The organism is Streptomyces sp. NPDC048636, from assembly GCF_040650655.1.
GTDB lineage: Bacteria > Actinomycetota > Actinomycetes > Streptomycetales > Streptomycetaceae > Streptomyces.
The window spans coordinates 637883-653329 of record NZ_JBEZHR010000002.1 but is presented as its reverse complement, the minus strand read 5'-3'; the positions used below and the strand labels follow the sequence as shown (position 1 = coordinate 653329).

The 15447-nt window shown below is 72.6% G+C and carries 9 protein-coding genes; 7 read left to right on the top strand and 2 right to left on the bottom strand.

Annotated features, from left to right (window positions below; genetic code table 11):
- Nucleotides 1-104 precede the first annotated feature (104 nt).
- Together AB0C66_RS08755 and AB0C66_RS08750 are read left to right on the top strand one after the other, a co-directional pair.
- Nucleotides 105-818: a serine protease gene (locus AB0C66_RS08755; RefSeq protein ID WP_362435611.1), complete on the top strand. Its 714-nt coding sequence runs from the start codon at nucleotides 105-107 to the stop codon at nucleotides 816-818.
- 381 nt (nucleotides 819-1199) lie between these two features.
- Nucleotides 1200-1841: a winged helix-turn-helix domain-containing protein gene (locus AB0C66_RS08750; protein ID WP_362435609.1), complete on the top strand. Its 642-nt coding sequence runs from the start codon at nucleotides 1200-1202 to the stop codon at nucleotides 1839-1841.
- A gap of 96 nt (nucleotides 1842-1937) precedes the next feature.
- On the opposite strand, the gene AB0C66_RS08745 is transcribed toward AB0C66_RS08750, so the two are convergent.
- Complete coding sequence (locus AB0C66_RS08745) at nucleotides 1938-4160, bottom strand: MMPL family transporter (protein ID WP_362434660.1); 2223 nt, start codon at nucleotides 4158-4160, stop codon at nucleotides 1938-1940.
- A 280-nt stretch (nucleotides 4161-4440) separates the two neighbouring features.
- Here AB0C66_RS08745 and AB0C66_RS08740 point away from each other — a divergent pair, with 280 nt between their 5' ends.
- The 5 genes from AB0C66_RS08740 to AB0C66_RS08720 all read left to right on the top strand — a co-directional run bounded on the left by AB0C66_RS08740 (nucleotide 4441) and on the right by AB0C66_RS08720 (nucleotide 12726).
- Nucleotides 4441-5718: a histidine kinase gene (locus AB0C66_RS08740; RefSeq protein ID WP_362434658.1), complete on the top strand. Its 1278-nt coding sequence runs from the start codon at nucleotides 4441-4443 to the stop codon at nucleotides 5716-5718.
- Nucleotides 5719-5964: 246 nt separating this feature from the next.
- On the top strand, nucleotides 5965-6549 hold the full coding sequence (locus AB0C66_RS08735; RefSeq protein ID WP_362434656.1) for a hypothetical protein: 585 nt from the start codon (nucleotides 5965-5967) through the stop codon (nucleotides 6547-6549).
- A 170-nt stretch (nucleotides 6550-6719) separates the two neighbouring features.
- The gene (locus AB0C66_RS08730) at nucleotides 6720-7367 is read left to right on the top strand and encodes a response regulator transcription factor (RefSeq protein WP_362434654.1); all 648 of its coding nucleotides are present in this window, start codon (nucleotides 6720-6722) and stop codon (nucleotides 7365-7367) included.
- Nucleotides 7368-7509: 142 nt separating this feature from the next.
- Nucleotides 7510-10662, top strand: coding sequence for an alpha-N-acetylglucosaminidase (locus AB0C66_RS08725; RefSeq protein WP_362434652.1), 3153 nt, complete (start codon nucleotides 7510-7512; stop codon nucleotides 10660-10662).
- Between the two features lie 114 nt (nucleotides 10663-10776).
- Nucleotides 10777-12726, top strand: coding sequence for a hypothetical protein (locus AB0C66_RS08720; RefSeq protein WP_362434650.1), 1950 nt, complete (start codon nucleotides 10777-10779; stop codon nucleotides 12724-12726).
- Between the two features lie 80 nt (nucleotides 12727-12806).
- Here AB0C66_RS08720 and pulA read toward each other — a convergent pair whose 3' ends face one another.
- On the bottom strand, nucleotides 12807-15428 hold the full coding sequence (gene pulA, locus AB0C66_RS08715) for a pullulanase-type alpha-1,6-glucosidase (RefSeq protein ID WP_362434648.1): 2622 nt from the start codon (nucleotides 15426-15428) through the stop codon (nucleotides 12807-12809).
- Nucleotides 15429-15447: the final 19 nt, after the last annotated feature.

Sequence of the window (15447 nt, the reverse complement as noted above, 5' to 3'; positions counted from 1 at the left end):
CACTCACCGAAACCCTGGAGAGAAGCATGTCCTTCACACTCCCCCGCCGCCTCGGTCTCACGGCCGCGGCAGTCATCGCCACCGCCGCGTCCCTCGCGGGAGTCATGACCGGCACCGCCCAGGCGGCGCCGAAGCCCATCGTCGGCGGTACCACCACGACCGCGTCCGCCTATCCGTACGTCATGCAGATCACGGACTCGTCGCAGAGACAGTTCTGCGGCGGCACGCTGGTGTCGCCCACGAAGGTGGTCACCGCCGCCCACTGCATGGTCGGCGAGACCACCAGCGGCGTTCGCGTGGTCGGTGGCCGCACCTACCTCAACGGCACCAACGGCACGGTCAGCAGGGTCAGCAAGATCTGGATCAACCCGTCGTACACGGATGTCACCAACGGCGACGACGTGGCGGTGCTGACGCTCTCCACCGCCATGCCGTACAGCACACTGCCCTACGTCACCCCGTCCGAGACCGGGCTGTACGCCGCGGGCACCACCGCCCGCATCCTGGGCTGGGGCACCACCCGCTCCGGCGGCTCCTCCTCGAACCAGCTGCGCACGGCCACCGTCCCGACCGTGTCCGACTCCAGCTGCCGCGGCTCCTACGGCTCGGACTACATCGCCTCGGACATGGTCTGCGCCGGATACTCCCAGGGCGGCGTGGACACCTGCCAGGGCGACAGCGGAGGCCCGCTGGTCATCAACGGCAAGCTGGCCGGGATCACCTCCTGGGGCGAGGGCTGCGCCCTCGCCGGATACCCGGGCATCTACAGCCGGCTGACCACCTTCTCCTCACTGGTGTCGGCCCAGGTCAACTCCTGACCTCCGGCCGCTGAACGCCCCTCCCCGGCCGCAGGGCCGGGGAGGGGCACCCGCACGACCGGGTCCGGGAGGCGCTCCGTGTGCTCCCTCACCGTCCCGAGCCGAGCGGGTCGGGCGGGTTGTCTGCTTCAATAGGGGCATGGTCAGCCTTCAGCACGTCGCGACGGGTCATCCCGACCTCGAGCCGTTCTGGCCGTCCCGGCAGGCGCACCATTTCGATCGCGAGTGTTGCCGCGCATCGCATGCGCGGGCCCGCTCGCTCGGCCGCTGAACCCTCCGCCGCCGCACCTTCAGGCGCCACTCCGGCCAGCCGACCCAGCCCGCGCGCACGACGTCCCCGATGACCTCTCGAGCGCGAAAGAGCTGACACTCATGTCGAACCTGACGAACGTCCGTAACCTGGCGTCCTCCCCCGCCCCCGTCACCCCACCCGCCGCCCCCGCGGTCACCGCTCACCGTCAACGGTTGCGGGCCGTTGCACCGGACGAGGTGCCGCCGGTGGCCGAGCTGCTGCATCCCGGCGCCACCTGGCTGCCCGCTCCCGAGCACACCTTGCCCTCGCTGCCCGGCCATCCGCCGATGGTGGGCTATCTGGTGCTGGTCCCCGCCGACCGGCAGAACGCCACGGCCACCGCGACCGCCGCCGCCCCCGTGACCGCCGCCCCCGTGACCGTGGCCACCAAGGTCCCGCGGCCGCCCGGCGAGTCCGCGGCGGCGGGCACCGGGGACGGGCTGCTGCGGATCGACCCCGAGCGGCGGACCGCGCACCTCGCGGACCGGCCGCTGGAGCTGACCTACCTCGAGTTCGAGCTGCTGGCCCATCTCGTCGCCCATCCGCACCGGGTGCACACCCGCGATCAGCTGGTGACCACGGTGTGGGGGTACGGACATGTCGGCGACGGCCGGACCGTCGATGTCCATGTGGCCCGGCTGCGCCGCAAGTTGGGCGCCGAGCACCGGGGGTCGATCGTGACGGTGCGGCGGGTGGGCTACAAGTACGTACCGCCCGCGCCCGTCCGCTGAGTACGCGTCGCCGCCCCGGCGGGTCATGGACCCACCGGGGCGGCGACTCAGGCGGCGCAAGGCCACACAGGACGACTCAAGGAGTCGGCCGGCGGCTCAGCGGCGCGCCGACACCGACGGCCCCGGGACCTCGCCCGAAAGGACCGGCGCCGGGGCCGGCACCGACGACGGCTCGTCGCCGTGCCCGAACCTCGGCAGCCACCGCAGACCCCGCGGCAGATACCAGGCGCGCTCACCGAGCTGCGCCAGCACCGAGGGCAGCAGCACCATCCGCACCAGCGTGGCGTCCACCAGCACCGCCACCGCGAGACCGACGCCCATCTGCTGCATGTCCTGCATCTGGAGCAGGGCGAAGACCGCGAACACGGCGACCATGATGGCGGCCGCCCCGGTGACCGGGCCCGCGGTGGTCCGGATGCCCTCGTGGATCGCGTCGCGGGTGGTCAGCCCCTGGGTGCGGGCCTCACGGATCCGCGAGACCACGAACACGTGGTAGTCCATCGACAGCCCGAAGAGGATGACGAGGACGAACAGCGGCATCCACCCCTCGACCGCGCCCGCCGGTTCCATGCCCAGCAGTTCGGCGCCCCAGCCGTGCTGGAAGACGGCGGTCATCGTGCCGAACGCGGCGCCCACCGACAGCAGGTTGAGCACGATCGAGGCCAGGGCGATCGGCAGCGAGCGGAAGCACATCAGCATCAGCAGGAAGGTCACGCCCGCGATGAAGAGGAGGACCGGGGCGATATCGCTCTTCAGCTGGTCGTTGAAGTCGAGACTCCCGGCCAGTTCGCCCCCCACATACGCCTCCTCGGAGACCGGGCCGAGGATCCGCGGCACCAGGTCGTCGCGCAGGGTGTCCAGGGCGCGTTCGGAGGTGGCGTCATGGCCGTTGCCGGACAGCGGCACCTCGATCCGGGCCACACCCTCACGGCGGTGCAGTTCCACATCGACGGTCTTGCCGAACCGCCCCGACCCGGCGATCTCCTTCTTGAGGTCGGCGACGGCCGCGCCGAAGCGGGCCGAGCCGATGTCATCGGCGCGTACGACCACCTCGGCCGGGGCCGGGCCACCGGGGAAGGCTCCGGTGATCTCCTTGAACGCCACGGTCAGCTCGGCGTCGGAGCCGAACTGCTTCTCCAGACCGAGCTGTTCGGTCTTCATCCCCAGCGCGGGGGCGCTCAGGACCAGCAGCAGCGCAGCGGACACCACGGCGAACACCTTCGGCCAGGCCAGCACCGGCCGCATCAGCCGTCCGGAGAGCCCACCGCTCGTGCGCACGCCCTTCTTCCGGCGGCCCCGGAGCGGGATCCGCCCGGCCTCGATCCGGTCGCCGAGCCACGACATCATCGCGGGCAGCACCGTCACCGAGCCCAGCATCGCCATCAGCACCACCAGGATGGTGGCGACCGCGAAGCCCTGGAAGAGCAGCAGCCCGGACAGGAACATGCCCGCCATCGCCAGCATGACGGTGACTCCCGAGACCAGCACCGCCCGGCCGCTGGTGGCCGCCGCGATCCGCAGCGCCGTCGCCGCGTCCCGGCCCGCGGCCCGCTCATCGCGCTCCCGGCGCAGATAGAACAGGCAGTAGTCGACCCCGACGGCCAGCCCCACCAGGAACATCACCGAGTTGGTGGACTCGGCCAGCGGCACCTGGTGACTGACGACGGCCAGCAGTCCGAAGGTGCCGACACAGGCCGTCACCGCGAGCAGCACCGGCAGCAGCGCCGCCACCAGCGCGCCGAAGACCACCAGCAGGATGCCGAGTGCCAGCGGCACCGCGGTGAGCTCCGCCTTCTTGAGGTCGTTCTTCAGCATCCCGTTGAGCATGTGCGCGCCGCTGCCGTCGCCGAACTCATAGGCGGTGATGCCATGGTGGGCGGCCCGGGTCGCTTCGACCGCGTCCAGCACCGGGTCCACCCGGTCGCCGACGGTGTCCGGATCTCCCTTGAGCTGAAAGCTGACCAGTCCCTCGCGGCCGTTCTCCGAGCGCACCGGGGACTGGATCCGCGCCGTCTCCCCGGTCTTCTCCAGACGTGCGGTGAGATCGCGGGCGGCGGCGCGCCAGCCGTCCGGCCGCTCACTGCGCAGCATCACCATCTCACCGGCCGGGGTCTGGAGCCCGTTGTCCTCGAGGATCTTCTCGGCGCGCGCGGAATTGCCCGTACCGTTCTCGGAGTTCGTCATCGTCTTGGACCCGGACATCCCACCGGCCACGGCGACGACCACGACGAACAGCAGCCATCCGATGATCGCGGTTTTGCGGTGGCGGGTGCTCCACCCGCCCAGCCGCACGGCCAGGCCCTGCCTCGATGCGCTCATGGCGTCTCTCCCGTGAAGGTACGGACTGAATCGGTCATGTCCACGACGCTAGAAATCAGCGCGCCTCCGCCCCAGCCGGTCAGCCACCCGATGACGGAGCCGGAAGGCGAGGTGCGGGGGTGGGGCCAGCTACACCCCCGGACGGGGCCGTACCCCCGTGACCTGGGTTCGGTGCACGGTCAGACTGGACGTGCCCAACAATGAGGGGCGTCGCATCGATCATCTCCGCGACCACCGCTCATCACCACCGGTCCACCGACCATCACCTAGGGGACGACGCATGAAGGCACGCAGTGGGTTCATGGCCTGTGCGCGGGGGCTGGCGCTGTTGTTCATCGCGGGGCTCTGCTCGATCCCGCTGTTCACGCTGATGGTCGTCTCCCTCTGCTTCATCCCGCTGGGCCTGGGGGTGCTCACCACCCCCGCGCTGGTGTGGCTGGTGCGGATCTACGCCAACCAGCGGCGGCGGCTGGCCGCCCAGTGGGCCGATATCGAGATCGCGGTGCCCTACCGCCCGCTGCCCGAGCTCCGCCGCCCCGGCCTCACCGGCCAGGTGGAGCTGCTGACCTTCCTGCTGAAGGACCCGGCGACCTGGCGGGATCTGCTGTGGCTGGCCTACGACATGGTCGGTGGCCTGTTCCTCGCCACGCTGACCTTCGCGTTCATCCCCTACGGGGTGGAGGGATGGGTCATGGCCGCGGGGGTGTGGAAGCCGGTCGTGCACGCGGGCGGCACCTACTGGTACGCGTTCATCCCCGTCGACTCCCAGTCCACCGCCTATCTCGCCGGGCTGCTCGGTGTGGCCTTCTTCGCCATCGGTCTGGTGGTCTCGTCCCACATCCTGCGCGCCTGCTTCCTGGCGTCCCGGGCGTTCCTGGCCCCCACTCCGCAGATGGCGCTGGCCGCGCGGGTGCGGCGGCTGACCGAGACCCGGCATGACGCGGTGGACACCTCCGCCGCCGAACTGCGCCGTATCGAGCGCGATCTGCACGACGGCGCCCAGGCCCGGCTGGTGGCCATGGGCATGAGCCTGGGCACCATCGAGGCGCTGATCGAGAAGGACCCGGCCAAGGCCAAGCAGATGATCGCCGCGGCCCGCACCAACTCGGCGGAGGCCCTGTCCGAACTGCGCGACCTGGTCCGCGGTATCCATCCGCCGGTGCTGGCCGAACGCGGTCTCGGGGACGCGGTACGGGCGCTGGCGCTGCGGATGACGGTCCCGGTCGAGGTGGACGTGGAGTTTCCTGGCCGGTCCGACGAACCGGTCGAGTCGGCCGCGTACTTCGCGGTCAGCGAGGTGCTGACCAACGCGGCCAAGCACGCCGAGGCCAGCCGGATGTGGATCGATCTGCACCACGACGGCAGCACCCTGCGGATCGCGGTGACCGACGACGGCCACGGCGGCGCCCGGATCACCCCGGGCGGCGGGCTGAGCGGGGTCGAGCGTCGCCTGGGCACCTTCGACGGGATCGTCGCGGTCAGCAGCCCGCCCGGCGGGCCGACCATGGTGACGATGGAGATCCCCTGCGCGCTCAGCGCATCCCGGCCCACGGTCTGAGCCCCTGCTCCCCCGTATCCCCGTAGCAGCTGGGCCGGGCCACTGAACGAGGTGATCCGGCCAATCGCTAACATCGTTCACGACGTCATGTCCCCCGGCATCATCCGCGCTGCCGCGCTTTCGCGCGCCCGCGCGTCCCACCGGAGGGGCCACGTCATGGCCCGGTGGACGCGCCGTCGAACGGCCGGCCGGAGCCGCTCAACGCAACGGGGAAGTGAGGACAACATGCGAACGTGGGCTCGTGCCGTGCCGGCGACGCTGGGTGCGGTGGCGCTGGCCGTGGCCCTGGTGGGCTGCGACGACTCGGATTCCAAGGGAAAGTCCGACGGGAAGAGGGACAGCGGGTCCAGCTCCCGGGAGAAGAAGCAGCAGACCTTCCGGCTCGGTGAGGCGAGCCCGCCGCAGAAGAGCGATATGAAGGCGTCCTCCGGGGCCACGTTCACGGTCACGCCCACCAAGGTGGTGACCGGTACCAAGGACGAGATGGACAACTCCGGCCTGAAGAAGGACAAGAAGGACGGTCCGCAGATCCCCGTCCATGTCTGGTCCACGCTCACCCACAAGAGCGGCAAGGCCATGGAGGTCGGTGACATGGACGCCGATCTGGTCGTACGGACCGCCTCCGGACAGCGCACCCGGGCCCTGATCGTGTTGATGGGCGAGGCCAAGTGGAAGGACTGCGCGGCACCCGACACCGGCAAGAAGCTCGCGGCGGGGCAGTCGGAGAAGATCTGCACCACCTTCCTCATCCCGGAGGGCCAGAAGGCCGCCGCGGTGGAGCTGACCCAGGGCTTCTACAACGATCCCCTGGAATGGCCCGTGAAGGGCTGACCGCTCACCCACCGGGGCGGGCCGGACCCTTGAGGGAGTCCGGCCCGCCCCGGTGTGTGCCGCCCGCTCGCGGCGCGGCCCCGGGGCCGGGCCCCGGGAGCGGTACATTCGACGTCCGCCCTCGCCCGCCCCGTCCGGATCGGGGCCCGATGACTTTCTGGAGCCGTCACGTGCGCGTTCTGATCGCCGAGGATCTGTTCCTGCTCAGGGACGGGCTGGTGCGGATGCTGGAGGCGTACGACTTCGAGATCGCGGCCGCGGTCGACAGCGGCCCCGCGCTCACCCGGGCCTTCGAGGAACAGAAGCCCGATGTCGCGGTGGTGGACGTACGGCTTCCGCCGTCCTTCACCGACGAGGGACTCCAGTGCGCGCTGGCCGCCCGGCGGGCCCGCCCGGGCCTGCCGGTGCTGGTGCTCTCCCAGCATGTGGAGCAGTTGTACGCGCGTGAGCTGCTGGCCGACGGCAGCGGGGGCATCGGCTATCTGCTCAAGGACCGGGTGTTCGACGCGGAACAGTTCATCGACGCGGTGCGCCGGGTGGCCGGGGGCGGTACCGCGATGGATCCGCAGGTGATCTCGCAGCTGCTGGACCGGCGTTCCCAGGACCGGCCGATCGGCCGTCTCACCCCGCGGGAGCGCGAGGTGATGGAGCTGATGGCGCAGGGGCGGTCCAACGCGGCGATCGCGGCCCAGCTGGTGGTCACCGAGCGGGCGGTGGCCAAGCACACCTCGAATATCTTCGGCAAGCTGGGGCTGCCGCCCTCCGACGACGACAACCGCCGGGTGCTGGCCGTTCTGGCCTATCTGGACCAGGGCTGAGCCCGTCCACCCCGGGCGCCGGGCCGGGCGCGACCGCTGAAGCGGGCCTATCGCGCCTCGTACACCCCATTGCTCCCACCCCGCAACGCTGGTTAAGTGCCGTTCGCAGATGGACCGTTGGCCGTAGTCCGTTGGGGGGCGCATGAGCGACCTGACCAGACGCACGCTGATCGGAACCGCCGGAGCACTCGGTGCCGGAGCCGCGCTGGGGAGCACCTTCCCCGCCGCCGCGGAGGAACGGGCCGGGGCACAGGACAGTCCACAGGATCCCGCCGTGACCGCTTTTGACACCGGCCCCGCCCAGGACGCGCTGCGGCGGCTGCTCCCGGACCACGCGGAGCAGTTCCGGCTGGCGGCGCTCCCGCCCGCCAAGGAGGAGAAGAGCGGCGGGGAGCGATTCGAGGTCACCGGCGCCGCGGGCCGGCTGACCGTGGCCGGAACCAGTCCGGCGGTACTGCTCACCGGTGTCCACTGGTATCTGAAGTACGAGTGCCATGCCCAGATCACCTGGTCCGGGGACCAGCTTCGCCTGCCGGGAAAGCTGCCCGCGCCGCACCGCCCGGTCGCCCGCTCCACCGCGCTGCCGCACCGGTTCGCCTTCAACGACACCCACGACGGCTACACCGCGCCGTTCGCCGACTGGGACCGCTGGGAGCACCTGATCGATATCGCGGCCCTGCACGGCTGCAACGAACTGCTGGTGACCCCGGGCCAGGAGGCCGTCTACCACCGGCTGCTGAAGGACTTCGGCTACTCCGACGCCGAGGCCCGCGGCTGGCTCCCCGCCCCCTCCCACCAACCCTGGTGGCTGCTCCAGAACATGAGCGCCTACGGCGGGCCGGTCTCCCCCGAACTGCTGGCCAAGCGGGCCGCGCTGGGCCGCCGGATCGCCGACCGGCTGCGTGAACTGGGGATGCGTCCGGTGCTCCCCGGCTACTTCGGCACCGTGCCCGACGGCTTCGCCGACCGCAACGCGGGGGCGCGTACCGTGCCGCAGGGCGACTGGGCGGGGCTGAAGCGCCCCGACTGGCTCGATCCGCGCACCGCCGCCTTCCGCGAGGTGGCCGCCGCCTTCTACCGCCATCAGCACGATCTCTTCGGCCCTGTCGACCTGTTCAAGATGGATCTGCTGCACGAGGGCGGCGACCCCGGGGATGTCCCGGTGCCCGACGCCGCCCGCGCGGTGGAGAAGGCCCTCCAGACCTCCCGGCCCGGTGCCACCTGGGTGATCCTCGGCTGGCAGGACAACCCCCGGCGCGATCTGCTGGACGCGGTGGACCACGACCGGATGCTGGTGGTGGACGGTCTTTCGGACCTGGACACGGTGACCGACCGGGAGAAGGACTGGGGCGGGGTGCCGTACGCGTTCGGCACCATCCCGAACTTCGGCGGCCGCACCACCCTCGGCGCCAAGACCCATATGTGGGCGAAGCGGTTCACCGACTGGCGGGACAAGGCGGGCAGCAAACTGGTCGGCACGGCCTATATGGCCGAGGCCGTCGAACGGGACCCGGCGGCGTTCGAGCTGTTCAGCGAGCTGGCGTGGCGGGACGAGCCGGTGGACCGCAGCGGCTGGTTCCAGGACTACGCGGACGTCCGGCTCGGTGGACGCGACGACCAGGGCCGTGCCGCGTACGCCGCACTGCGCGACACCGCGTACGAGATCAGCAGCAAGGACGGCCGTCCGCACGACTCGGTGTTCGCCGCCCGGCCCAGTCTCACCGCCCGCTCGGGCACCAACTACGCCACCCACACCCCCTCGTTCGACCCGGCGGCCTTCGACCCGGCGCTCGCGGCGCTGCTCGCGGTACGGCCCGTGCTGCGCGACAGCGACGCCTACCGCCACGATCTGACCGATATCGCCCGGCAGGCGCTGGCCAACCGGTCCTGGCAGCTCATCCCCCAGCTCCAGGAGGCGTACCAGCGCAAGGACCTCACCACCTTCCGCGCGCTGTCCCGGCTCTGGCTGAAACTGATGCGGCTGAGCGACGACATGACCGGTGCGCACCGCCGCTTCCTGCTGGGCCCCTGGCTGGCGGACGCCAAGCGGATGGCCACCGGCGAGGCGGAGTCCGCCCAGCTCGAACGGGCCGCCCGGACCCTGATCACCACCTGGGCGGACAAGGTCACCGCCGACGGCGGCAAACTGGCCAACTACGCCAACCGCGACTGGAACGGTCTGATCGCCGACTTCCACCTCCCCCAGTGGCGTGCCTACCTCGATGAGCTGGAGGACGCGCTCGCCGAGGGACGCGCCCCGCGCACCTTCGACTGGTACGCCGTCGAGGAGCCCTGGACCCGGGAGCGCACCGGCTATCCGGTGCGGCCGACGACCGACGCCCACCGCACCGCGCAGCGGGTCCACAACACCCTGGCCACGGCGCCGTACCAGGGCACGCTGACCGTCACCGCGGAACCGGCCGCGCTGCCTCCCGGGGGCACCGCCGCCGTCACCGCCGCTCTGCGCAATGTCAACGGGCTGCGGGCCACCGGCCGGGTGGACTTCGAGCTGACCGTGACCGGGGCGGAGGCCGAGCCTCAGGGCCCCACCTCGCTGGATTCGGTGCGGGCGGGCGGCACCGGCGAGGCCCACTGGCGCGCCACCGCCCCCGGTGAACCGCTGGAACACCCGCTGAAGGCCCTGCCGTACGCGCTGGGCGTGACCTACGGACCACGCGGTGCGGACCGGGTGCGGGCGGTGCGCACCGGCACCCTGTGGATCGCCGGTCCGCTCGCCGACGGCTGGCGGACGGTCACCAACAACGGTGCGGTCTTCGGGCAGTTGTCGCAGACGTTCGCCATCGACGGTGCGGGCCAGGACCTGTGGAAGGCCACCGCCGAGTTCGGCGCGGCCTACCGCGAAGCGGCCCTGACCGTGGGGAAGTCGGTGACGGTGAGGGTGGACGCCCAGGCGGTCACCGGTCCCTGGGCGCGTGCCGGGATCATCGTCCGTAACGCACTGGCCACGGCGGGCTCCCCCGGTTTCGTCAATCTGTCCGTCACCCCGGCCAACGGGGTGGTGCTGTCGTACGACTCCGGCGGCGACGGCACGCTGGACACCTACCAGCGGATCACCGGCGTCAAGGCGCCCGTACTGCTGCGGCTGACCCGGTCCGCCGCCACCGCGTACACCGGTGAACTGTCCACCGACAACGGCGCGACCTGGCGGAAGGTGGCGACGGTGACCGCGCCGGGCGCCGCCGCGGCACAGGACGCGGGGATGTTCATGAGCGCGGCGAGCGGCGGCGACGGGGCCCGCGGCACGGTGGAGTTCAGCGGCTGGAAGGTTTCGTAACCCCCCGGCCGGCCCCGCGGCGGACGCCCGTCGCGGGGTCGGCGAAGGGCCGTCGCGGGCCGGCCGAGGCGCCGTCGAGGTGACCTACCCACCCCGCCAGTCGTTCTGTGAGACGTGGAACAGCACCAGGCGACAGCCACCCTCGACGACGACACCACCGGTCCGATCGACGTCGAGCAGGCCGAGGCCGCCATCGTCGAGCACTACCCGCGGCTGGTGCGGCTGGGATATCTCATCCTGCCGCCCGGTATGGGACGCACCCGCCGGGTGCTGGCCGCACACGCGCTCGCACAGCGCGCGCTGCCGCGCAACCGGTCGGGCAGCGGCGGACCCGATCCACACCCCGATCTCGAACTGCCCTGGCAGCGCGGCACCAAGGGCGCGGCGGCCGACGCGGGCTACGCCTACGTCCGGCTGCGGGTGCTGCGCACCGCGCTGCGGGCCGCCGGACCGCGCCGCTGGTGGCAGCTTCCGCCGCTGCTGCCGCAGGTGTTCGGGCTGCGGCTGTTCCCCCGCTCCGGCGGCGCGGACGAACTCGCCCTGGACCAGGCGCTGTCCGAGCTCTCCGGCCCCGGCCGCGCCGCGTATGTGCTGCGTGAACTGGAGCGGCTGGAGGACCGCGAGGTGCGCAAGCTGCTCCAGTCCGCCGGGGTCGACGACGCGCGGGGCGCGCTCGCCGAGGCGGACGGTGTGCCGGAGCCCGCGGGCAGCCGGGACGGTTCGCCGCTGGAGTCGGGGGAGTTCGACCCGTGTTCGCTCCAGGCGCGGCCGACCGATCTGATGCGGCGCCGCCAGCATCTGCGGGCACTGCTGGTGGCCGTGGTGGCGCTGGTGGTGTGCGGCACCCTGCTGGGGATGCCGGGCGAGGGCTGGGGGCCGAGCGGTGCGGCGGCGCCCTCGTACGCCCGTAACCCCTCCGCCGAACGGGCCCTGAACCCCGCCCGGTTGACCCGGGTCGCACCGGAGGCGTGGCGCACCGCGAGCCGGGTGGACTTCTCGGCGTGGCCCGCGCGCGGTGAGCGGGCGGGTGACACCGCGCTGCTGCGCCGCGCGCTGGCGGTCTGGGCGCGGCCCGGCCGTTCGGTGCGGGTCTCGACCACGGCGGGCACCCAGTCCGGGCCGCCGTCCGGCCCTCCGCAGCTGCTCTACGCGGGCGAGGTGGACCAGGCGGCGGTGGTGCTGCTGTACGACGGGCTGCGGATCGCGCGCTACGCGGAGGCGGACGGCGCCGACGGCGGTGCGGTGGCGCTGGACCTGGCCCGGCTGGACGCCGCGGACACGGCCGGTTCCACGGCGCTGGTGCTGACCCGCGCGGACGGCAATGTGCGCTATCTGACGGCGCCGTGGGTGCACCGGGTCTCGGTCCGGGATCTGCTGCGTCCCACCCAGCCGCCGCGTCCGGTGCACCGCGCCCCGGACGGGGTGACCGATCCGGTGCGGACCATGCCGCAGCTGCGGCCGTGCCGTGGCTGGCCCGCGCTGCAACTGGGTTCGCGGCTGGTCGTCGACCTCGGTGAGCTGTCCCCGGTCCGGCTGACGTACGGCGCGCCGGGGCGGTCGGCGCCGCGCGATGTGGCGGGCCGGGCGGCGCGGGCGAGCTGGGCGCGTACGGCCTGTCGGCTGCCGGTGATGCAGGCGCGCGGGGTGCGCACGGTCAACACCTGGCGGTTCGCGGCCCAGTCGCTGCCCGAGGGGGGCGGCCGGGCGGCCTGGCTGTGCACCCGGGCGGAGACCTGGCGGGGCCGGGGCAGCCGGGTGCTGGCGCAGTTCCAGCCGTGGGGCGTGCGGCGGGGCGCGGCGGGCGCCGTGGCCGCGAGCGCCGACAACTCCCCGGCCTGCGGTCCGCGCGAGCCGCGGGTGATGGCCGGGGTGCTGTGGAAGTCGCAGACCGGGCGGTGGTACCTGCTGGCGGCGGGCAGCCGTCAGGTGACGTCGATCGCGGCGAGCGGTGGCGTCCGGGGCCGGGCGTGGGGCCGGGAGCTGACGCTGCCCGCCGAGGCCGGGGCGCATGCGGACCTCAAGGCCCGGCTGTACAACGGTGACCGGCTCGGCGCCCTGCGCTGAGCGCTCCGCGGGAAGTGCCGCGAGAGGCCGTCTCGTGTCCGCGGCCGCGTCGTGGCCACGCGGCGGAGCCGCACCGCCGACTACCGCCGGGCGAAGACCGCGACCGTCCGGCCCGGGACGCCGAAGGTGCCCGACGACCGCTCGTACGAGGAGGTCCTGACCGTGCGGTCCGCGCCGTGCGCCTGCACCGGGTGCAGTGCGTACGGCGTGCCCGCGAGCTCCGCCACCCGCTGGGCCGTCCGGTCCGGGGTGGCGTTGAAGACCACGACGAGGTCGCCGAGGCGCATGGTGATGACGCCCGGGGTCTCCCCGGTCCCGGACAGCGGGAACGACAGCGCCCGCCGCACCTGCGCGGCCGTGGCCCGGCTGAACGCCTTCTCGGTGGTGCGGATCCGCAGCAGGTCCCGGTAGGCGGCGGAGGCCGAGGTGATCTCCGCGCAGCCGGGGCGGGCGGCCGGCTCGGTCAGCAGGGGTTTGGCGTAGGGCCACTTGGCCTCGTTGTCGGCGGCCGGGGGCAGTCCGCGGCCGAAGCCGTTGCCGTCCTGACACCGCCAGTGCAGGGCGTTGAACCAGTCGCCGCTGTCGAAGGAGTTGCGGTCCAGGGACTTGGAGCGCAGCCGGTCGGTTCCGGCCTGGCTGAGCGCGGGGCCCTGGGAGAGGGTGGCGGTGGCCATCGCCAGCACCTGCGCCCTGGCCCGGTCGGCGGCCGGGGTACGGGCGGGCAGCTTGTAGGTGAGCGCGTCGTAGAGGGTTTCGTTGTCGTGGGCGTCGGCGTAGGCGAGGGCGTCGCCGGGGCCCGCGGCGTAGCCCGCCGGGGAGCCGTTGTAGTCGACCTCGGAGCCCTTGACCCGGCGGCCGGTGGTGTCGGTGAAGGTGAAGTCGGCGAGGTTGCCGGAGAGTCCGACCTTGATCAGGTCCTGGTAGTGCAGCAGCCGGGAACGCTGCTCGTCCGGGGTGCCGTTGGCCGGGGAGGAGTTGGGGTCGGTGTACAGACCGGAGGCGAAGCCCTGTACCCGCGGGTCCTCGTCGAACGGACCGCCGCCGCGCACCGCGTCCCGCGCCCGGTCGCTGAAGGTGGCGATCCCGGTGCCCGCCATGTGGGGCTGGGTGGCCTGGACGAACCGGGCGTCGTTCGCGACCTCGCCGAAGTTCCAGCCCTCGCCGTAGAGCAGGATCGCCTTGCCGTCCACGCCGTCCTTCGCGGGGGTGAGGGCGTCGAGCGCCTTGCGGACGGCGAGGATATTGGCCTTGGGGTGATGGCCCATGAGGTCGAAGCGGAAGCCGTCGACCTTGTACTGCCGGGCCCAGGTGACCATGGAGTCGACCACCAGCTCGCCCATCATCGCGTGTTCGGGCGCGGTGTTGGCGCAGCAGGTGGAGGTGGCCACGCTGCCGTCGTCCAGCAGCCGCTGGTAGTAGCCGGGCACGATCCGGTCGAGTACGGACCCGGGGGCCTGGCCGGAGGCCACGGTGTGGTTGTAGACGACGTCCATGACGGTGCGCAGCCCGGCGCGGTTCAGCCCCTGGACCATCCGCCGGAACTCGCGGGTGCGGGCCGGGCCGTCGGGGTCGGTGGCGTACGAGCCCTCCGGCACGGTGTAGTGCAGCGGGTCATAGCCCCAGTTGAAGCCGTCCTTGGCCGCCGCCTCGCCCACACAGGACTGCTGCCGCCCGGAGTCGGCCGGCAGGGCGGCCAGATCGCAGCCGGGCTCGGCCTGGTCGGAGCGGCGCTCGGGGACGGTGCCGAAGTCGAACGCGGGGAGGAGGTGGACGTAGGAGGTACCGGCGCGGGCCAGCGCCCTCAGGTGCCTCATTCCGTCCGAGCGGCGGTCGGTGAAGGCGAGGTACTGGCCGCGGTGGGCGCTGGTGCGGTCCGCGATGGAGAAGTCGCGGATGTGCAGCTCCTCGATCCGGGCGTCGCGCTCGGGTACGGCCTTCGCCTTCCTCAGCGACGCCCAGCCGGGGGGTGCCAACTTCGGATCGGCCAGATCGGTGACCAGGCTGTGGGTGGAGTCGGCGGTCAGCGCGGTGGCGTAGGGGTCGGTCACCTCGTTGGTGACGACCTTCTGGACCGTGGGCGCCCAGACCCGGACCCGGTAGCGGTAGGGCTTGTCCCGCCAGTCGGTGCCACCGGTCACGCGCCACACCCCGCTGGTGGCGTCCCGCCGCATCGGGACGCTGCGCCCGTCGAGTTCGAGCGCCACGCTCTCGGCGGTGGGCGCCCAGACGGCCAGGGTGGGGCGGCCGTCGCGGAAGACCGGGCCGAGGTGGGCGCGGCGGGCGGCCGGTGCGTAGAGGTCGTCCAGCACTCCGGGGAGCTGCACATCGGTGCGGTGCAGTACCCGGTGGTCGCCGGTGTCCGCCCGCTGGACGACGGTGACATGACCGCGCAGCGCGGTGGCGGCCTTGTCGCGGTCACGCGGATCGACGGAGAAGGCGGGGAACGACGCGAGATGCGGATACGCGGCCTTCTGCCCGGCGGTCAGCGTGGCCGGGGACAGCCGCAGCGCCCCGCCGCGTGAGGAGCGCAGCTCCTCGGTGGTGGAGCCACCGGCCTCGACCTTCCACACCACGGTGGAGCGGTCGATCCACTGGGCCTCGGCGGCGGAGGCGGCGGGTTGCCGCCCCGCCGCGGGGGCGGCCGCCGTGCACAGCGCCAGGGCGGCGAGGGCGGCGGCGGTACGGCGGAGGGTGCGGTTCACGAGGCGGGACTCCTTCGTG

Bases quoted from the DNA above. Each gene is read 5' to 3' on its own strand.
- AB0C66_RS08755 (WP_362435611.1), top strand. From the start codon at position 105: ATGACCGGCACCGCCCAGGCGGCGCCGAAGCCCATCGTCGGCGGTACC.
- AB0C66_RS08740 (WP_362434658.1), top strand. From the start codon at position 4,441: ATGAAGGCACGCAGTGGGTTCATGGCCTGTGCGCGGGGGCTGGCGCTG.
- AB0C66_RS08745 (WP_362434660.1), bottom strand. From the start codon at position 4,160: ATGAGCGCATCGAGGCAGGGCCTGGCCGTGCGGCTGGGCGGGTGGAGC.
- AB0C66_RS08725 (WP_362434652.1), top strand. From the start codon at position 7,510: ATGAGCGACCTGACCAGACGCACGCTGATCGGAACCGCCGGAGCACTC.